Origin of the sequence: Mycolicibacterium moriokaense, from assembly GCF_010726085.1 — a bacterium.
In the GTDB taxonomy this organism is placed as follows: domain Bacteria; phylum Actinomycetota; class Actinomycetes; order Mycobacteriales; family Mycobacteriaceae; genus Mycobacterium; species Mycobacterium moriokaense.
The window spans coordinates 3259639-3278841 of record NZ_AP022560.1; the positions used below are offsets into that span (position 1 = coordinate 3259639).

Annotated in this window: 18 protein-coding genes and 1 pseudogene; 6 read left to right on the forward strand and 13 right to left on the reverse strand. The window is 63.6% G+C overall.

Going from position 1 to position 19203, the window contains the following annotated elements; all coding sequences use genetic code 11:
• Positions 1–4: 4 nt before the first annotated feature.
• Together G6N43_RS15870 and G6N43_RS15875 are read left to right on the forward strand one after the other, a co-directional pair.
• Positions 5–214, forward strand: a complete 210-nt coding sequence (locus G6N43_RS15870; protein WP_083157701.1) for a ribosome modulation factor — start codon at positions 5–7, stop codon at positions 212–214.
• 108 nt (positions 215–322) lie between these two features.
• Complete coding sequence (locus G6N43_RS15875; RefSeq protein ID WP_083157702.1) at positions 323–1069, forward strand: DUF5131 family protein; 747 nt, start codon at positions 323–325, stop codon at positions 1067–1069.
• Here G6N43_RS15875 and tcmP read toward each other — a convergent pair.
• The 5 genes from tcmP to G6N43_RS15900 form a co-directional block, all read right to left on the reverse strand.
• On the reverse strand, positions 1066–2076 hold the full coding sequence (gene tcmP / locus G6N43_RS15880) for a three-Cys-motif partner protein TcmP (protein ID WP_083157703.1): 1011 nt from the start codon (positions 2074–2076) through the stop codon (positions 1066–1068). The two genes, G6N43_RS15875 and tcmP, sit on opposite strands and share 4 nt — an antisense overlap.
• Positions 2077–2177: 101 nt before the next feature.
• On the reverse strand, positions 2178–2390 hold the full coding sequence (locus G6N43_RS15885) for a hypothetical protein (protein ID WP_083157704.1): 213 nt from the start codon (positions 2388–2390) through the stop codon (positions 2178–2180).
• Between the two features lie 276 nt (positions 2391–2666).
• Positions 2667–3542, reverse strand: a complete 876-nt coding sequence (locus G6N43_RS15890) for a tyrosine-type recombinase/integrase (protein WP_179967876.1) — start codon at positions 3540–3542, stop codon at positions 2667–2669.
• Positions 3539–3781, reverse strand: coding sequence for a hypothetical protein (locus tag G6N43_RS15895; protein ID WP_083157705.1), 243 nt, complete (start codon positions 3779–3781; stop codon positions 3539–3541). The genes G6N43_RS15890 and G6N43_RS15895 overlap by 4 nt, the downstream gene beginning before the upstream one ends.
• A 362-nt stretch (positions 3782–4143) precedes the next feature.
• Positions 4144–5310, reverse strand: a complete 1167-nt coding sequence (locus tag G6N43_RS15900) for an IS481 family transposase (RefSeq protein WP_163658127.1) — start codon at positions 5308–5310, stop codon at positions 4144–4146.
• A gap of 290 nt (positions 5311–5600) precedes the next feature.
• Between G6N43_RS15900 and G6N43_RS15905 the strand changes: the two genes are divergently transcribed.
• Positions 5601–6035, forward strand: a complete 435-nt coding sequence (locus G6N43_RS15905; protein ID WP_083157905.1) for a hypothetical protein — start codon at positions 5601–5603, stop codon at positions 6033–6035.
• Positions 6023–7413: pseudogene (locus G6N43_RS15910) on the forward strand (IS256 family transposase). Before G6N43_RS15905 ends, G6N43_RS15910 begins: the two are co-directional and overlap by 13 nt.
• Before the next feature lie 198 nt (positions 7414–7611).
• Here G6N43_RS15910 and G6N43_RS31080 read toward each other — a convergent pair.
• The gene (locus G6N43_RS31080; RefSeq protein WP_337360499.1) at positions 7612–7848 is read right to left on the reverse strand and encodes a DUF2510 domain-containing protein; all 237 of its coding nucleotides are present in this window, start codon (positions 7846–7848) and stop codon (positions 7612–7614) included.
• 228 nt (positions 7849–8076) lie between these two features.
• Positions 8077–8757: a VldE C-terminal domain-containing protein gene (locus tag G6N43_RS15920; RefSeq protein ID WP_165761864.1), complete on the reverse strand. Its 681-nt coding sequence runs from the start codon at positions 8755–8757 to the stop codon at positions 8077–8079.
• A gap of 202 nt (positions 8758–8959) precedes the next feature.
• Between G6N43_RS15920 and G6N43_RS15925 the strand changes: the two genes are divergently transcribed.
• Positions 8960–10273 (forward strand): acyltransferase family protein, encoded by a 1314-nt coding sequence (locus G6N43_RS15925; RefSeq protein ID WP_083150667.1) that lies wholly within the window; start codon positions 8960–8962, stop codon positions 10271–10273.
• Here G6N43_RS15925 and G6N43_RS15930 read toward each other — a convergent pair.
• Positions 10270–13140 carry an MMPL/RND family transporter gene (locus G6N43_RS15930; protein ID WP_083150668.1) on the reverse strand — a complete coding sequence of 957 codons (2871 nt, stop codon included), beginning with the start codon at positions 13138–13140 and terminating at the stop codon, positions 10270–10272. The genes G6N43_RS15925 and G6N43_RS15930 overlap by 4 nt on opposite strands.
• A gap of 150 nt (positions 13141–13290) precedes the next feature.
• Positions 13291–13926 (reverse strand): cutinase family protein, encoded by a 636-nt coding sequence (locus G6N43_RS15935; RefSeq protein WP_083150669.1) that lies wholly within the window; start codon positions 13924–13926, stop codon positions 13291–13293.
• A 181-nt stretch (positions 13927–14107) separates the two neighbouring features.
• On the opposite strand from G6N43_RS15935, the gene G6N43_RS15940 reads away from it, so the two are divergent.
• Positions 14108–14992 (forward strand): DUF7159 family protein, encoded by an 885-nt coding sequence (locus tag G6N43_RS15940; protein ID WP_083150670.1) that lies wholly within the window; start codon positions 14108–14110, stop codon positions 14990–14992.
• A gap of 7 nt (positions 14993–14999) precedes the next feature.
• On the opposite strand, the gene G6N43_RS15945 is transcribed toward G6N43_RS15940, so the two are convergent.
• The 4 genes from G6N43_RS15945 to G6N43_RS15960 are packed head-to-tail and all read right to left on the reverse strand — an operon-like array spanning position 15000 to position 19124.
• Positions 15000–15440, reverse strand: a complete 441-nt coding sequence (locus tag G6N43_RS15945; protein WP_083150671.1) for a DUF5078 domain-containing protein — start codon at positions 15438–15440, stop codon at positions 15000–15002.
• 14 nt (positions 15441–15454) lie between these two features.
• The gene (locus G6N43_RS15950; protein WP_110810357.1) at positions 15455–15793 is read right to left on the reverse strand and encodes a DUF732 domain-containing protein; all 339 of its coding nucleotides are present in this window, start codon (positions 15791–15793) and stop codon (positions 15455–15457) included.
• A complete protein-coding gene (locus G6N43_RS15955) occupies positions 15790–18699 on the reverse strand; it encodes an MMPL/RND family transporter (RefSeq protein ID WP_083150673.1) in 2910 nt (969 codons plus the stop codon). Before G6N43_RS15955 ends, G6N43_RS15950 begins: the two co-directional genes overlap by 4 nt.
• Entirely contained in the window at positions 18696–19124 is a 429-nt protein-coding gene (locus G6N43_RS15960) for an MmpS family transport accessory protein (RefSeq protein WP_083150674.1), read from the reverse strand. The genes G6N43_RS15955 and G6N43_RS15960 overlap by 4 nt, the downstream gene beginning before the upstream one ends.
• Between the last annotated feature and the right edge of the window lie 79 nt (positions 19125–19203).

Consider the following 19203-nt stretch of genomic DNA (forward strand, 5'->3'; position numbering starts at 1 on the left):
GCGGGTGACGAAGCGCGCGGAGTACACGCTGGCACTCTACGAGGGGTCACTCGCCGAGCCCGGCGACCGCAACCCGTACGACGGTCGGTCGCTGCTCCTCGCGCAGCTGTGGATGCGTGGTTACCAGCGAATGTTGCGCGTTCGGAACAACACGGGACCCGCAATGCGGAAGTACCTCGCCGCGCGGGCCGCAGCGGCACAATCGTCGTCATGAGTAGGCGTCGCCGTCTCCGTCGTGGTTGGGTGTCGGACACCACCGATAACCTGTGCGATCGACAAGCGTTGTGGCGACCTGGATCCGCGGTGAATTTAGGGGTGTGGCATGGCTGACCGATCGGCGATCGAGTGGACCGAAGCCACCTGGAACCCTGTCACCGGTTGCGATCGTGTCTCCGCGGGCTGCGACCATTGCTACGCCATGACGCTGGCGAAACGCTTGAAGGCCATGGGATCCGAGAAGTACCAAAACGATGGTGATCCACGCACATCGGGGCCAGGCTTCGGCATCACCGTCCACCCGCAGGCGCTCGACGAACCGCGTCGCTGGCGCCAGCCGCGGACCGTGTTCGTCAATTCGATGTCCGATCTGTTTCACGCGCGTGTCCCGGTGGGTTTCATTCGGGACGTCTTCGACGTGTGCCGAGATACGCCTCAGCACACCTACCAGGTACTCACGAAGCGCAGTCTTCGCCTGCGGCGGCTCGGCGAAAGTCTCGACTGGCCAAGCAATTTGTGGATGGGTGTGTCGGTCGAGAATTCGGACGTGTTGTCTCGCGTCGATCACCTGCGCGAGGTTCCTGCGGCCGTTCGGTTCTTGTCGTGCGAGCCGCTGATCGGACCGCTCGACGGGCTGAACCTTGACGGAATTCACTGGGTTATTGCCGGTGGCGAGTCCGGCGCGAACCATCGTCCGGTCGATGGCGAATGGGTGCGCGGTATCCGCGACGCGTGCCAGGACGCTGGCGTCGCGTTCTTCTTCAAGCAGTGGGGCGGCCGCACACCCAAGGCTGAAGGGCGTGAACTCGACGGCCTGCTGTGGGACGAAATGCCAGCTGCGGCAACCGGTTAGTAGTCAGCACCAGACGCGTACTTGTGCCACCAATCGTGCGATTCGGGATCCCAGGTCGGCTGCGGTGTCCACAGGATCTGACCGAGAGTAGGGTCCGGCTCGGCGGGGAGGTCGCTCGGATCAAATAGGCCGAGCACCCCGGCTTCCTCCTCTTCCTTCGCCGCCTTCGCTGACTGCGCCTGTCGCATCATCAGCGGCTCACGCTGCGCCGCCTGGTTGTACAGATGCCGCATGATTCTGTCGCCAGCGTCGTGGTCAGTCGCGAACACCATGTCGAAGATCGTCATCTTGTTCGTGGACATCGTCATCGGGATCCGATGCGTGTACCTGTACCCGAGGACCGTTTCAAGTCGGTACCGCATGAGGTTCACCATTTCCTGGCGGTACTGCTCTGGTCTGATCTTGCGAGCGTCAAGCGCGCGAAGGATGCGGAGCCAACTGTCGCCGCCGTACAGGTTGGTGACTCGCGCGCGGAACTCTTCTGACCTGCGCGCCTCCCGAGCGATCATCGTCGGCGACATCAGCATCCATTGCTCGGTCTTCCATCCGTTGCTGTTCTTGCGGAATCTCGCGAGCTTTTCAATTGTGGCCCAGTGAATCTCAGCGCCTTGCTGGTCGAGGAATGCGAATGTCGGGGCCCACCGAAGCGGCTCTAGTTCTTGGAGCACGCCGTCGATCGTGATGTTGCAGTCGCCCTTGATGACCTTGTACCGGTGGTCGTCTGGGAACTTTTCGGCGAGAGCGGCGGACAGTTGGTCGGCCTTGGAACCCAGTTCGCCGAATCGAAGGACAGTAAAGCCGGGGTCCGCCTTGAGTGCCACGAGTGGCGAGCCGTCCAACTCGATATCTGTATGGCGTTCGACGTTGAACGGCGTACCAGCCATCACATCGATATAGATCCGCTGGTCGGCTCTCTGACTGGCCAAGTTGAACTTGGGCAGGTAGTCGGCGAGGATCTGGAGCTTGTTGCGTGTCCAGTAGGACCACGGGCGCGGATTAGGACTGATGGCCTTCCCCCTGCCAAACGGTTGACCGGTGACTTGTGCTTCCCCCGCAATCGACTGTAGATCCGCGGCAGGACGAAGCGTGGGAGCTTGTCGAGGTTGACCTACGGGTGCTCGGCGAGCACTTCGGCATCGCTGATGCGCACGATCTTGATGTTCCGCATCAACGGGTTGTCGATGGCCGCCTCGTAAAAGTGCCGCGCCGCTGCCTCCGACTGCGGGCCGACAGTAGTCGCGAGTGTCCAGGCCCCCTCACCGGCATTCCCCGAGCTAATTTCGAACTGGACTTCGTAGTCGCTGGTGGTGACCGTAGTCATAACCGACCTTTCCTCTCATATGTGCATTCTTGCGAGCCACCGTACACCGCGACCGCCACTCTGGCAAATGGCTATTGATGTCCTTTCCGGCCATTCTGCCAAGACCTCGCGGCAAGGTACGGCGACTTGTTATAGCTGCTTATAGCTGTTCTACAGGTACGCTTTCTCTGTTCTATAGGTTTGGTGTTGATACGCTGTTGATTTCCTATAGCAAATCTCTAGTAAACCTATAGAGCATTTATGATCTGATAGCGGCTGGCAGGATCCCCAGCACGGCTATGAGGCGCCCGCCGCCGCCCTCATCGCGGCGCGGATTTCGTCGTCGTCGACCGCGGTGTACCGCTCCGTCGTTGCGACGCTGGAATGACCGAGCAGCACTTGCACCGCACGCAGATTGCGGGATCCGCGGTAGGCCCTGGTCGCGAACCGGTGCCGCAAGGTGTGGGCGGTCCAGTGGTCGGGCAACGCACCGGCCATCAGCTTGCCGACATGCTGCGGTGTCAGGTGCCCGTCCCCGGCGCCAGGGAACAGGAAGCCATCGGCGATGCCCTCAGTCGGACTGAGGGCATCCGGCGATTGCACACCCTTCGCGAGCGCCGCGGCCAGGTCGTCGCCGATCGGCACAGTACGCAGTTTCCCGCCCTTGCCGTGGACCAGGAGCGCGGCGCCGCCCGGCCCGCGCGTGAGGTCGCGACGGTGAACGCGTGCTATCTCCGCTCGGCGTAGACCAGCTTCGGCCGCTAGACGCAGCATCAGCCGGACGCGCGGATCCGCGTTGGCCATCGCCGCGGACCACACAGCGTCGGGCGCTGGCCGCGGCGCCGGAGCCGCTGCACGCATAACCGGAAGGTCGGCCGCTGGGTTCGAAGGCAAGTGGCCTGCGCGGTGTGCCCAGCCGAAGAACGAGACGGCGGTGTTGCGGTGGCTGCGGCGCGTCTCGATGCTCCACGCCTGCCGACCGAACCACGCAAGGATCCCGGCCGTCGTGACCCGTTCCGGTCTGCACCGCAGGCCGCGCGCCATGAACGCCAGATGTCCGCGTCGGGTCGCGATCGTCGCGATCGACCGGCCTGCGCCCGCCTCAGCCGCGAGGTACGCCTGAGCGAGACCGGCCCACGCTGGCGGCAGCGGTCGCGGCGCAGGCCGGCTCACCGCGACTCCATCAGCGTTGCGGCGATATCGAGGGCTTGAGCGACACCGGCCCGGTCTTCGCAGGGCCACCGACCGGCGCGTACCGCCGACGCACGGCTGCGCATCGAAAGGGCCGGATCGCCGCGCAGGCAGACGTCGAAGCTCAGTGCGGCGACCAAAAACTCGCCGTCGTCGACCGGCAAGGCGGAGAAGACGCCCGCGGCGTCGAGGTTGGCGAGGATTGCATCGGTGTGTGTCATGCGGTGAAGCTAACAGCATGAAAAGTGAAATACCAAGGGCTACAGGAGAAGTCATACATATGTCGCCACCAGCGCAAATGTCCAAAGACGACATATGTCGGGACCTGTGCATATGTCTGTGCAGTCCGTGACCTCCGTACCGCCATTCGTACCGCCATTTGGTCGATTTGACCGTACTTTTCCGCCCTCGTTCGCAGCCGTGTGTACATGTTCAGATCCGTTGTGGCACAAGGTCAAATACGCACAAATGCGAACACCTGCGGATACCGCCGTTAAGCCTGGGGGTCAAGTGGTCGCAGGTTCAAATCCTGTCAGCCCGACAATGTGATGTCTCAAGACATCGGAATAGCCGTGGACCTGCTTTAGGTCTGCGGTTTTTTCCGTTTGGGGCCTTTGGGTGCTCCGGTGGGTTGGTAGTCCCTGGTGGGGTCGAGGGTGAAGTCGCGCAGTACTTCTCCGGTGGCGGCGTTGATGACGGTGGTGTTGAGGTCCTGGATGAGGATCAGGACGCGGGTTCGGTAGTGGTGGCGTCCGTTGACGCGCAGGGTGACTGATCCGGCTTGGTCGACGCGGTCGGTGCGTACGCGGTTGTGGGTGTCGGTGCGGGTTGCTGGGGTGGCTTTGGGGCGGCTGGTGTAGATGACTGTGGGGGTGGCTTGGTGGGGCAGGGATCGGTGGGGTCGGCGGTGGTTGTATTCGTCGGTGAAGGCGTCGAGTTGGGTTTGTAGTGCGGCGATGGTGGTGGCGCGGGGTGCGCCGGTGAGCCATTTTTTGAGGGTTTGGTGGAAGCGCTCGACTTTTCCGCAGGTGGTGGGGTGGTTGGGGGTGGAGTTGATTTGGCGGACTTTCAGGCGGTGCAGTTGGGCTTCGAATCCGTTGCGGCCCCCTTTGCCGCCGGCGAAGCGGGTGGTGAAGACCATGCCGTTGTCGGTCAGTGTGGAGTAGGGGATGCCATGTTGGGCAGTGGCTTTGGTGAATTCGTTGGCGACGATGGTAGCGGTGACGCGGCGGTGAGCGGTGACCGATATCGCGTAGCGGGAGTGGTCGTCGAGCCAGCACAGGATTTCGGTGGTGGTGCCGTTGGCCAACCGCCAGTGGGTGAAGTCGGCTTGCCAGAGCTCGTTGGGCTGGTGGGCGGCGAATCGCAGGTAGGAGGATTTGGGTCGTTTGGCTGGTGTGGGTTCGACCAGGCCGGCGCGGCGCAGGGGGCGGCTGATCGAGGCCGGCGAGACGTGTAGCTGATGGTGGTGGTGTAGGTGCCAGGCGATGGTGTGGGGTCCGGCGTCGAGTCCTTTGCCGGTCAGGGTGTGGCGTAGCTCGATGATCAGATCGATGGTGGTCTGCGGCAGCCGCCCCGGGCTGGTGTGAGGGCGTCGGGAACGGGGTTCGAAGGCGGCGTCGCCTTCGAGGGTGTAACGGCGGATCAGTCGTGAGATCCAGCCTTGGGAGACTCCGTAATCGCGGGCGACCTGCGACTGAGAGCGCCCCTCGATGAGTACAGCGGTGATGACCAGACGAGCCTTCGACACCAGCTGAAACTGGCCGAATACCTATTCCGATGTCTTGAGACATCCCATTCCGATGTCCTGAAAAAACACACTGTCAGCCCGACAAAATGAAACCCGCCGGTGTAGCCGAGCGGGTTTTTCGTTTGTCGGGCGACATGATGCTGGCAGCCGGAGTGCCCGGCGCGTGAGCGGCGGTCACGACGGCGGCTCCTGTCAGCCCGACGCTGGTGGGCTTTGAGCCTTTGAACCGCATTCCCACGGGTTGACTCATACGGGTTTTGTCGGTGTGATTCCGTAGCCTCTGACGCAGGATGTCACTCGATGATCTTTCAGTCACGGCCCATCACGAGGCCGCCCACGCCGTCGCGGTGGTGATGACCGGCAGTACGCTCGTCAGCGTCAGCATTCGGTCGACCCGGAGTCGTCACGGAGGCACCGCCTGGCGCGGCGAGAGGTGCCATGCCGCGTTTGTCGCATACGCAGGCGCGTGGGCCGAAGCTCGCTTTCAGTGGCGCGGACACAGCCTCGATGCGTTGGACGACAGCGGACTCTCGTTCGATGACCACGTGACTCGGGTGTTTCTAGAGAACACGTGCGATCTGTGGGCGTACCAGCAGGAAACCGGCGGCTCGCGCTCACTCATCGATGAAGCCGTGTGGCGGGTGTTCCAGCCGGACTACGAAGTGACGACGAATCGTGTTGTCCCGCAGGATCTGGCCTGGGGGCGTGTCAGATGTTTTGTGTAGCTGTGGCTCCTGATGAATTGGAGCAGTATCGATGGATGTGACCACTGACGAGCCGATGTCGGGCGCTGATGCCATGGAGGCGTTGAAGTCTGCGGGTGTGTTGGATGATGTGTTAGCCAAGATCGATGCCGGTCAGTTGCAGTTGACCGGTGAGGGCGGGTTTCTGCCCGAGATGGTCAAAGCCGTTCTGGAGCGCGGGTTGGCCGCTGAGCTCACTGACCACCTGGGTTATGAGAAGGGTGATCCGGTCGGGCGTGAACTACCCAATGCTCGTAACGGGTTCACACCTAAGACCGTGGCCAGCGAGGTCGGTGACGTCGGGTTAGCGATCCCGCGCGATCGCGACGGGAGCTTCACTCCGACGCTGGTCCCTAAGGGTGCACGGCGCCTGGGCGGTCTGGACGACATGATCATCTCGCTTTACGCCGGCGGGATGACGATCCGCGATATTCAGCATCATCTGGCCACCACGATCGGCACCGAGCTTTCCCACGAGACGGTCTCCAAGATCACCGATGCAGTGCTCGAGGAGGTCATTCAGTGGCAGAAACGGCCGCTGGAGGAGCTCTATCCGATCGTCTATCTCGACGCGCTGGTGATCAAGATCCGTGACGGTCACCAGGTCAAGAACCGCGCCGCCCACATCGCCGTGGGTGTCGATCTCGATGGCATCCGCCACGTGCTGGGGATCTGGGTGACGGCCAACGAAGGCGCGAAGTTCTGGGCCGGGGTCTGTGCCGAGCTGGCCAATCGTGGGGTCACGGACATCCTGATCGTGTGCACCGACGGGTTGAATGGGTTCGCCGAGGCTGTCGAGGCGACGTGGCCGCAGGCCACTGTGCAGACCTGCGTGGTGCATCTGATCCGCAATTCCATGCGGTTTGTCTCCTACGGAAAGCGCAAGGAGATCGCGGCGGCACTGAAGACCATCTACACCGCTCCCACCGCCGACGCGGCAGCCGAGGCGTTCGAGGAGTTCGCTAATTCGGCTCTGGGACAGTCGAATCCGACGACAGTGATCGCCTGGCGTAATGCCTGGGAGCGGTTCATCCCGTTCTTGGCGTTCCCGCCAGATCTGCGGCGAATCATCTACACCACCAACGCGATCGAATCGCTGAACTACCAGTTACGCAAGATCATCAAGAACCGCGGACACTTTCCCAGTGATCAGGCCGCGGTCAAGCTGCTGTGGCTGGCGATCTGCAACATCGAGGACAAACGCGCTCGAGAACGCCAGAAGTTCTACGACGACCCACTCAAGACCGGAGACCGCTCACGCACCAAGCGCCTCGTCGAGGGAGCACGCACCAACGGCTGGAAACAAGCACTAGGCGCACTGGCCCTGACCTACCCCGAACGAATCAACCCCTACCTGTAAACCAGCCACCTACACAGAAATCTTGACAAGCTCTGGCCTGGCATCACGACCTTGAACGTCACTGGCCGATCATCGAACACGTCGCAGTGTTGCTTATGACGAACTTGGACGCGGACCCGGTTGCAAATGCGCGTGTCATTACGAAGGTAGTAGGCGAGTTCGCAAAGACGGCTCATCGTGCGGCCAAGATTGTCAGCGTCAACCAGGAGGATGCGTAGACCCGGTCCACGCGGAGCCATCGAAGTACCGCAACTGCGCGCTCGGGTTGCTTGGATCCGGATACCATCCCGGAGCCATTGCCGAATACGCATCGGGCGTCGATGATTTCGGCTTTGCAAGGGCGCGCACACTGAGGACGACGGCAACCACCACTCCGACCACGATCAACACGAGTACCGCCATGAAGATCAAGTGCATGGGGCTAAAACCGACCATCTGCGGGCCTCCTCACGGCGATACGACTACGAAACGCTACCGCTCACAGAGCGATCATGATTACTGAGGAATCAGGGCGAGACCGGCTGGCCAGCGCCGGTGCGCAACGGATCTGCGGCGTCGGCACCGCAAACAACCAAGTCGACGGCGGCTCGCAACTCGGCGTGCGCGATCCCCAGGTTCGTGCACTGGATGGCCGTCGACATCCTCGGTAGGAAGCGCACGCGATCAGTTCTTTGGTTCCGGGCTCATCGAGCCGTAGTAGTACGTCTCGTTCCCGGTCGGGTAGCCGCCGCCGGCGGTGGCGATGTGCACATGGTCGAAGTGGTTGGCGGTCTCGTTGCCGTAGTCCGCCGTCCAACTCGGTGCGCCGATGCCGGGGTAGAAGCCCTGCCGCCAGATCACATGCAGGACGCCCCACCGCTTCGCGTTGGCCAACGCGAGCCCGGCGATCTGGTTGCCCAGCGCGATGCCCTCTTCGCTGCTGTGGTTCGGGATCATCACGTCGATCGCCAGCCCGTTGGGATGCCATTTCAGCGGATCCTGCCGGTACCCGCCGATCGTCGTGATCTCGGGAAACATCACGCTGATGGCCCGCGCCGCCCAGATGGTCCTGACCTGCAGCCCCTCCTCGGGCGCGACACCCTTGGGCAGTGCGAACGGGATGTCCCGCGCTGCGGCGGGTGCACTGGCCGCCAGCAGTTCCGCCTCGGCCGGGACTGGCATGGTCATGATCGGCTCGCCCGGCGGTCCGGACTCCGGCGAGGACGACGGCGCAACCGCCGCGGGCTTCGGGCCGTGCGGCGTACGGTCGACGCTCTGGGCGTAGAGCATGCCTCCGGAGACAACCAGCGAAAGCACGACCGCCAACCAGCGGCCTCGGCCGTTAGCTAGCAGGTTTCTCGCCACGGCTCAGCACTCTACTGTCGTCGCTCTCGTTGCATCGCAGACTTCGTGGTCTCTTAGGGTTTTGTGCCCCAACGAGACGTCCGCGTCCAGCGGTTTCGGCGTCGCCGAAGCGTCCACATGACGTCGCTGCCGCGGAGTGTTGCGTGGCGACTCGCGTAGTACTACTCATCCGCGGGGGTGGACGGCACGGCATCCTGAACGCATGACGCTCACCAAGTCCGGGTCCGCCGTCGGCAAAGTCGCTGCCGAAACCCCCGCCGACCGCGACCGCGCTGTCGACGTCGCCCGCCTCGCCGCCCTCGTCGTGGTGATGTTCGGGCACTGCGCCCTGCTGCTCGCCACGATCGACAGCACCGGTCTGCGGATCGGCAACCTGCTCGGCGAGATACCCGCCATCGCACCGATCACCTGGATCGTCCAGGTCATGCCCCTGTTCTTCCTCGCCGGCGGGGCCGCGGGCGCCTACGGCTGGCATCCGGGCTCGGCATGGGGCACCTGGCTGGTCAAGAGGGCACAGCGGCTGTGCCGGCCCGTCTTCTGGTACCTCGCCGCATGGTCGATCGGCGTCGTGGTGACCTATCAACTCCTCGGCGCCGACTCCGCCGTCCGCATCGGCAGGGAGTGCGTCGCGTTGCTGTGGTTCCTCGGGGTCTACCTGGTCGTGCTGGCCTTCGTCCCGGCGCTCACCCGGATGTCGAACGGCCGCACCGTCGCCGTCACCGTCGTGGCACTGATCGCCACCTCGGCGGCGTTCGACGCACTCCGGTTCGCCGTCGGTGAGCCGATGGCGGGCATCGCCAACTTCGTGATCGTCTGGCTGATCCCGATGGTGATCGGCGTCGCCTACGCACGACATCTGATCAGCCCGCGCACCGCGCTCGTCGCCGCCGTATCCGCGTTCATCGCACAGCTCGTGCTCGCGGCCGTCGGCTCCTACGAGGTCTCCCTGGTGGTCACGGGAACGGAACGCGTTTCCAACGTCTCACCGCCGACCCTGCTGCTCGCGCTGCACTGCACGTGGATGTCGTTCCTGTTCGTCGCCGTCGCAAAAGCGATCGGCAAGTGGGCCGAACGGCCCCGCGTCTGGTACATGGTCGCGATGGGCAACGGGGGAGCGATGACGCTGTACCTGTGGCATATTCCCGCGATCGCGGTGGCCACCTTCACCCTCCATGCCTTGGGGTTGGACGCATATGACGTTGACGCACCGTACTTCTGGGCGATGCTCGCGCTGCGGGCCGTGGTGTTCGCGGTCGTGATGTTCGCGATGTTCATGTTGCTCTCGCCGCTCGAACATCGTCGGCTCCCGTGGTGGGACGCACCCGTTGCGGCCATCGGCGCTCGATCGACCGCTGCCGGCATCCTCATCGTGATCGCGGGCGTGGTGCTGGTTCTGCTGGCCAAGAACGGATTAGGTGATCTCACCGGCGTGGTCACCCTGGGCGGCTTCCTCGTCGCGGCCGCGGCCGCCCGCGTCTGCGCAGGCGCGAAAAAGCCATTGCCCCAACCGGTTTAACTCTGGGAGACCTGCTGCGGCTGAGGCCACGTCGCCGGCAGCGGTCGGGTGCGCACAATCTGCGGCCACCAGAACCAACGGCCCAGCAGCGCCGCGATCGACGGGGTCATGAATGCGCGAATCACCAACGTGTCGAACAACAGGCCCATGCCGATCGTCGAACCCATCTGCGCGACCACCGTCAGCTCACTGACGACCATCGAGATCATGGTGAAGGCGAACACCAGACCCGCCGACGTCACCACCGACCCGCTGCCACCCATCGCCCGGATGATCGCGGTGTTGATCCCCGCCGGCAGCTCCTCCTTCAACCTGGCGACCAGCAGCAGGTTGTAGTCGGCGCCGACGGCCAACAGGATGATGACCGCCATCGCCATCACCATGAACTGCAGCTGAATGCCCAGGATGTGCTGCCAGATCAGGATCGACAGGCCGAACGACGCGCCCAGCGACAACACCACGGTGCCGACGATCACCGCGGCCGCGACGACGCTTCGGGTGATGATCAGCATGATGGCGAAGATCAGCGCGAGCGCGAGGATGCCCGCGATGAGAAGGTCGTAGTTGTTGCCTTCCTGCATGTCCTTGAATGCCGCGGCGGTGCCGCCGAGGTAGATCGTCGAGCCCTCCATCGGGGTGCCCTTGATCGCCTCCTTGGCGGCGTGCTTGATCGCCTCAATGCGATCGATTCCCTCGGCGCTGAGCGGATCTCCCTCGTGCTGAATGATCAATCGGACCGCGTGGCCGTTCGGTGAGATGAAGTTGTCCATGCCCCGTTTGAACTCTTCGTTGTCGAAGATCTCCGGCGGCAGATAGAAGGAGTCGTCGTTCCACGAGTTGTTGAACGCGTCACCCATCGCCGACTGGTTCTCCGACTGGGCGGCCTGCTGATCCTGCAAGCCGGCCTGGCTCGCATGCATGGTCAGCATCATGTTCTTCATCTTCTTCATCGTCTCGATCTGTTGCGGCATCAACGCAATCAGTTGCGGCATAAGCGAATCGAGCCGCTCGAGATCGGGAAGCAGTTCTTGAACGTCTTTGGTCGTCGTGTCGACACCGTCGAGTGTGTCGAAAATCGACCGCATCGACGCGCACACCGGGATGTTGAAGCAGTGCGGTTCCCAGTAGAAGTAGTTGCGGACCGGGCGGAAGAAATCGTCGAAATTTGCGATGAAGTCCCGCAATTGGGCGATATCGACGGTCGTGTTGCGCATCTTCTCGACCATGCTGTGCGTGGTCGCACTCATCTCGCCCATCAAGTCCGACATGCGAGTCATCGTGTCGATGGTCACCTGCATCTCGTCGGCCTGCACGAGCATGTCCGCCATGCGATCCTGCATGTACTTGCGGTTCAGGTCCTGGCCCACTCCGCCCAGACTCATCTGCGCCGGGATCGTGCTGAACTTCACGGGTTTACCGTCGGGGCGGGTGATCGTCTGGACCCGGCCGATACCGGGGACCCGGAAGATCGCCTTGGCGATCTTGTCGATCACCAAGAAGTTCGCCGAGTTGCGCAGGTCGTGATCGCTCTCGATGAGCATCAATTCCGGGTTCATCGTCGCCGGCGAGAAATGCCGTTCGGCGGCAGCGAAGCCCAGATTGGCGGGCAGGTCGGCAGGCAGATACTTGCGGTCGTTGTAGCTGGGTTGATACCCGGGCAAGGTGAGCAGTCCGACGAGCGACAGCGCGACGGTCGCGAGCAGAACCGGCGCCGGCCAGCGGACGATCGCGGCGCCGATCTTTCGCCAGCCGCGAATCCGCATGGCGCGCTTGGGTTCCAACATGCCGAACCTGCTCGCCACGGTGATGATCGCCGGACCCAGCGTCAGCGCGACGAGCACGCCTGTGGCCATGCCGACCGCCAGCGGAATGCCCAGGGTCTGGAAGTACGGCAACCGGGTGAACGACAGGCAGAAGGTGGCGCCCGCGATCGTCATCCCCGAGCCGAGCACCACATGCGCGGTGCCGTGGAACATCGTGTGGAAGGCCGACTCTTTGTCCTCGCCGAGCGCTCGCGCTTCCTGATATCTGCCGATGAGGAAGATGGCGTAGTCCGTCGCCGCGGCTATCGCAAGCGTGACGAGGAGATTCGTCGCGAACGTCGACAGGCCGATCAGCTCGTGGTAGCCGAGAAACGCCACCACGCCGCGGGTGGCCGAGAGTGTGAGAACCACCATCACGAGCACGAGGATGACGCTCAAAATCGAGCGGTAGACGAGCAGCAGCATCGTGATGATCACGATGAAGGTGACGATCTCGATGATCCGGATGCTGCGGTCGCTGGCGATCTGCTGGTCGGCTACCAAGGCGGAGCCCCCGGTCACGAACACCTTCACGCCCGACGGTGGAGGAAGCCCTTCGACGATCTTCTTGACCTGTAGAACCGACTCGTTGGACAGCGCCTCGCCCATGTTGCCTGCGAGATACACCTGCACGTACGCGGCCTTGCCGTCGGCGCTCTGCGCGCCGGCCGCCGTCAACGGATCGCCCCAGAAGTCTTGAACGTGCTCGACGTGCGTCTTGTCGGCTTCGAGCTTCCTGATGAGTTCGTCGTAGTACGCGTGCGCGTCCGCGCCCAGTGGTTCGTCCCCTTCGAGGACGATCATCACCGCGCTGTCCGACTTGTACTCTTCGAACACTTTGCCGACGCGCTGCATCGCGATCACCGACGGCGCCTCGGATGGACTCATCGACACCGACCGCATCTGGCCGACGACTTCGAGCTGCGGCACGGTCGAGTTGAGGATGCCGACGATGACGACCCAGCCGATGATGATCGGCACCGCCAGCCGGCGGATCCACTTGGCAATGCCGGTGCGCCGATCGTGCACGGGTGGCGTGGCGGGGTCGCGGACGGGAGCGCTCATCGGGTGGTCATTCGGGGCTTCATTCGGATCGATGGGCTACGTCCACGGATATTGCGCCCAGCCGTAACACAGTTGGGCACCTCGCGGAGCTCCTCCCTACAGTGTTAAGCCTGTCTTAGTTCCTACCAGATCAGGCCCGTTCGCGGGAATCTACAACCGCGCCGCGGCGAACGATGCCGCCTGGTCGACCAGCCCAGAGCTGACGTACGCGCCATGCGCGCCCCAATCCCGTCCGCCCTCCGAGCAGATCGGATCGTTGGGCACGCACATGTCGGCGGTCTTGCCGGCGAACAGCGGACCGACCGAGGGGAGTGGGCCGGGGGAGAGCGAATCGGCGAAGCTGCTGCGCGGTCCGCCGAATAGGGCGGCGGCGGCGACCCGGTCGGCGAGCGCGGGTGGCATCGCGGCTGCCGCCAGATCCACGACGGCGGCGCCCTGGGAGTAGCCGCCGAGCACCAGTCGGGTGTTCGGGCAACTGGCGGCCATCGACTGAACGTGAGCGCTCAGATCGTCGCGACCGGCAGGGGTGCTGGAGCTGAAATTGCGGCTCGCGGGGTAGTTGACCGCGTAGACGCCCACCGACCGGCCGCCGAGCCGCGACCGTAATGCGTCGACGAACGCCTGCCCGATCCCTCCGACGCCGGACGGTTCGGTGGTGCCTCGCGCGAAGACGATTTCAACGTCGGGGCAGGGCTGGGCGCCGACGGGCGCGACAGTGGTGAGGGCAATGGGCAGGGCAACAGCTGGCAGTCCAAGAAGGCAAAGAATGCGTGTGATCGTCGTCATACTCTTACGTCGTTTCGTCACGCGGATTCGTCACACCAACCGCGGCAAAGTTCAATTCGGCCAGAGCGAAACGCCCGCCGCCAGGTAATACAACGAGCGGTATAGCGATTAATCGCTTAGCGTGTGGGCGTCGCAGGTCAACGTCGACCGCAATCAGTTTCACAGACGAAGGTGAGAAGCGGTGGGGACGGTACTGGGGCTTTCGCTGACGCCCAGCGGTGTCGGCTGGGTCGTGCTCGACGGATCCAGCGCCGATTCGGAGGTCCTCGACCACGACGTCTGTGACGTCGGCTGCGGCTCACTCACCAAATACCTAGAGACCGTGCGCGGAGTACGAACGATCGCCGCCGCTGGCGGACAGGACCTCGCGACGGTCGGTGTCACCTGGACCGATGACGCCGCCGAGGCGGCAAGCCTGGTGCTGAAGGCACTGCCCGACCTGGGCTTCGACAAGGTCGTATCGGTACCTCTCGCCGCGACCGACGCTTCGAACGAGGCGCTGCAAGCCCTCGCGCGCGGCGCCGCGTTGGGTGTGTATTCGAACGCCGAGACGGTTCCCATCCGGTTGCCCGTCACCGTGCCGTCGCGACCGCAGTCGAAGTGGCGGACGCCGGCCCGCGCGGCCGTCGCGGTTGCCGCGGGCGCGGCCGTGCTGTTCGTCGTGGGTCCGGATCTCGCAGGTCAGCTGCCGTCCCGTCCGTCGGAGACACAGCCCGACGCGGCCTCGCTCGGGTTTCACGCCGTGACGGCACCAGCTGCTGAGCCGTCCGCTCCCGATGTGGTGCACCTGGTCGCGGGGCATCCCAAGCCGGCGCCGACGCGAAAATCCCCCGTCATCGCAGCACCCGTACAGCAGACACCGGTCGTACCGCTGTCGACCGAGAGTGCACTCCAGGTCGCGCCGGAGCATGCTGCGAGCCCGTCATTGCCGGGGCCGGCATCGTTGCCAGCGACCGTGGCAAACCTTGCGCCCCTACCAGCGGCGCAGCCCGCGGCTTTGCCGACCACGCCTGTGGTTGACCCGGCTCAGGCCGTCGTCAACCCGCTGTTCAGCGCGCTGCCGTAACCGGCGGCTACCAGTTCCAGACCGTCGGATCGACCGGCGGGTAGTTCATGCAGACCTCGGTCGCGTGCGCAACGACGCCCTTGTTGTTGAAGAACAGCTTGGCCCAGTTGCCCCAGCGCGTCGCCATCTGCTCGTAGTAGACGTTGGTCGCGGTGTTCTCGGAGTACTGCCTGCGGCCCGCGTAGTCCAGCGAGAAGAACCAGTAGATCCGGTTACGGGCACCGGCCTGCACGTCGGCCGGACGGTTCTTGTAGTCGATCATGTACCGCTCGTAGTAGATCGGGTCCGTGTCCCGTGCGGCGGCCATGTACTGGTCGACGGTGCAGGTGGTCCGCATGATCCGATTCGGGATCGGATACTCGTCGGTGGCATCGGCGGAAGCCGTGGCCGGGAAGATCATCGCCGCACAGCCCAGGGCGGCTGCCGCAATAGTCGCTTTGCGAAACATCCTGTACTCCTTAGCTATTGCTGCGCCGCGGCGGCTTGGTCGAGGATCGGCAGTTGGTCCGGGCAGTACATGCGCAGGGCGGCACCGAGGAACTGCCACGCCTGTTCGGTGGTGCTGTCCAGGACGAGCTGGTCATGGATGAACTTGGCCGACATCGTCGCGTCCTTGTCCAGGCCGTTGTGCAACCGCTTGCACGCGATCTTCGCGATCCAGGCGTTGTAGTCCTTCTGCCCATAGATGCCGTAGGTGTGCAGCAAATTGGTGAAGTCCGTGTCCACGTCGGCTTGTGCGGGCGCCGCCGACAGCAGTGCTGCTGCGGCGATAGAGATCCCGACCCCCATCAATCGTTTCACTGCTGTCCTCCCTCAGGGCCCACAGGGGCCAACTGCTGCGGTGGTTGCGGCCACGGCGCGGGCACCGGCCGTGCCCGAACCCGCTGTGGCCACCAGAACCACTTGCCCATCAACGCCGCGATGGACGGTGTCATGAACGACCGGATTACTAGCGTATCGAACAATAGGCCGAGCCCGATGGTGGTTCCGACTTGTCCGATAACTGTGAGTTCGCTGACCGCCATCGACATCATCGTGAAGGCGAACACCAGACCCGCTGTGGTGACCACCGAGCCGCTTCCGCCCATCGCGCGGATGATCCCGGTGTTGACCCCGGCATGCAGCTCTTCTTTGAGCCTTGATACCAGGAGCAAATTGTAGTCGGCTCCGACGGCCAACAGGATGATGACCGACATCGCCAGCACCATCCAGTGCAGTTCGATGCCGATGAGGTGCTGCCAGATCAGCACCGAGAGGCCGAACGAAGCGCCCAGCGAAGTCAGCACCGTGCCGACGATGACGGCGGCGGCCACCACGCTTCGGGTGAGGATCAGCATGATGACGAAGATCAGGGCCAATGCCGAAATGGCGGCGATCATCAGGTCGAAGTTGTTGCCGTCGGACATGTCCTTGAACACCGCCGCGGTGCCGGCCAGGTACACCGTCGACCCCTCCAACGGGGTGCCCTTGATGGCTTCCTTGGCGGCCTGTTTGATCGCGTCGATCCTCGCGACACCTTCCGGCGTCATCGGGTCACCGTCGTGGGCGACGATGAACCGCACCGACTTGCCGTCGGGCGAGATGAAGTTCTCCATGCCCTTCTTGAACTCTGCGTTGTCGAAGACTTCCGGCGGCAGATAGAAGGAGTCGTCGTTCATCGACGCATCGAACGCCTCGCCCATCGCCGACGAGTTCTCCTGCATCGCGGCCATCTGATCCTGCATGCCCTTCTGGGTGGCATACATGGTCAGCATCATGGTCCGCATGGTCTTCATGGTCGCGATCATCTCGGGCATCAGCTTGACCATCTGCGGCATCAACGCGTCCAGCCGCTCCATATCCGGGATCAGTTCCTGGATGTCGGTGGTCATCGTGTCGATGCCGTCGAGAGTGTCGAAGATCGACCGCAACGCCCAACAGACCGGGATGTTGAAGCACTTCGGTTCCCAGTAGAAGTAGTTGCGCAGCGGCCGGAAGAAATCGTCGAAATTCGCGATGTTGTCCCGCAATTCGGCCACGTCGAGGGTCATCGACTTCATCTTCGTGACCATGGAGTGCGTGGTGGCGGCCATCTGCTCGGTGAGCGACGACATCTTCTCCATCGTCGCGATGGTGTTCTCCATCTCGTCGGCCTGGACGAGCATGTCCGCCATGCGGTCCTGCAGGTACTTCTGATTCATCTGCTGGGTCGTGCCCTGCATGCTGATCTGGAACGGGATGGACGTGTGCTCGATCGGCTTTCCGTCTGGCCGGGTGATGGCCTGGACCCGCGAGATGCCCGGAACCCGGAACACCTGCTTGGCGATCTTGTCGATGACGAGGAAGTCCGCGGAGTTGCGCAGGTCGTGGTCGCTCTCGATCATCAGCAGTTCGGGATTCATCCGCGCCTGCGAGAAGTGCCGGTCGGCCGCCGCGTATCCCTCGTTCGCGGGCAGGTCCGCGGGAAGGTAGTTGCGGTCGTTGTAGTTGGTGCGGTACCCGGGCAGCGTCAAGAGACCGACCAACGAGAGGACGATCGTCGACGCCAGGATCGGGCCGGGCCACCGGACCACAGCGGCGCCGATCTTGCGCCAGCCGCGCACCCTCAGCGCGCGTTTCGGGTCGAGGGTCCTGCCGAACCTGCCCGCCACGACGATGATCGCGGCGCTGAGAGTCAGCGCGGCGACGACACCGACGGTCATACCGATGGCCAGCGGCACACCGAGTGTCTGGAAGTAGGGGAGCCGGGTGAAGCTCAGGCAGAAGGTGGCGCCGGCGATGGTGAGGCCGGAACCCAGCACGACGTGGGCCGTTCCCCGGTACATCGTGTAGAACGCTTGTTCTTTGTCTTCGCCGGCCGAACGAGCCTCCTGATATCGGCCGATCAGGAAGATCGCATAGTCAGTACCCGCGGCGATGGCCAGCGTCGCCAGCAGGTTCGTGGCGAAGGTCGAGAGGCCGATGATCTCGTGGTAGCCGAGGAACGCCACGACCCCGCGGGCCGCCGACAGCTGCAGCACGACCATCACAAGGGTCAACACGACGGTGACGACCGAGCGGTAGACGAGCAGCAGCATCACGATGATCACGGTGAACGTGACGGCCTCGATCATCTGCATGCTGCGGTCGGAGGCGATGTGCTGGTCGGCTGCCAGTGCGGCCGCGCCGGTGACGAAGACCTTGACGCCCGGTGGCGGCGTCATGTCGTCGATGATCTTCTTGACGGCCTCAACCGACTCGTTGGCCAGCGATTCACCCTGGTTGCCTGCGAGGTAGACCTGGACGTAGGCGGCCTTACCGTCGCTGCTCTGCGCTCCGGAGGCGGTCAGCGGGTCGCTCCAGAAGTCCTGAACGCTCTGGACGTGCTTCTTGTCCGCTTCGAGGCGTTTGATCATCTCGCCGTAGAACTCGCGGGAGTCCTCACCGAGCGGCTTGTCGCCCTCCAGGATGACCATGGCGGAGCTGTCGGAGTCGAACTCCTGGAACACCTGCCCGACGCGCTTCATCGCGATCATCGACGGCGCCGAATCCGGGCTCATCGAGACCGCACGCATCTGACCCACCGTTTCCAGTTGGGGCACAGTGGTATTCAGCACCGCGATGACGGCGATCCAGACGAGGATGATCGGGACCGCGAAGGCGCGGATCATCCGCGGGATGAACGGCCGCGCAGTCGGTTCGACGGGCGGAAATGCCTCAGTCGGTGCCTCGCTGGTGGGTGTACTCATGCGGACTTGACAAAACAAAAAGTCTGAGCGTTCAAGCCGGTGGAAGTGCGTTCGTCCTTCACTTCGTCATCGACGGTGATGCGGCAGGTGATCGTGGACCCGTCGCCCTGCGCGACGATGTTCGGCGCCGCCGACGGTGCAGTGGTCTGCAGCGTCAGCGACCACGGCAGGCTCGCGCCGTCGATGCGCTGTGGTTTGGCGTCCAGGTCCAGGTAGTTGATGTCGGCGTACGAGCCGTTACCGAAGATCTCGTACTTCACGACCTTCGGGTCGAACGGCTCGGGATCGTCGGCGAACACCTTCGGGGTGACGATGATGCCGTCCTGGCCGAAGAACGTGCGGACGCGATGGACCGTGAATCCCGCGACAACCACCACGAGGAGGATGACGAGCGGAATCCATACCTTTTTGGCGAGGCCGATCAAGACGATCGCCCCCGGCCCGTGCCTCCCATATAAGCGTCCTCGAGTTCCGTGTCAGTCGCAGCAGTTCAAATGTCCGTAC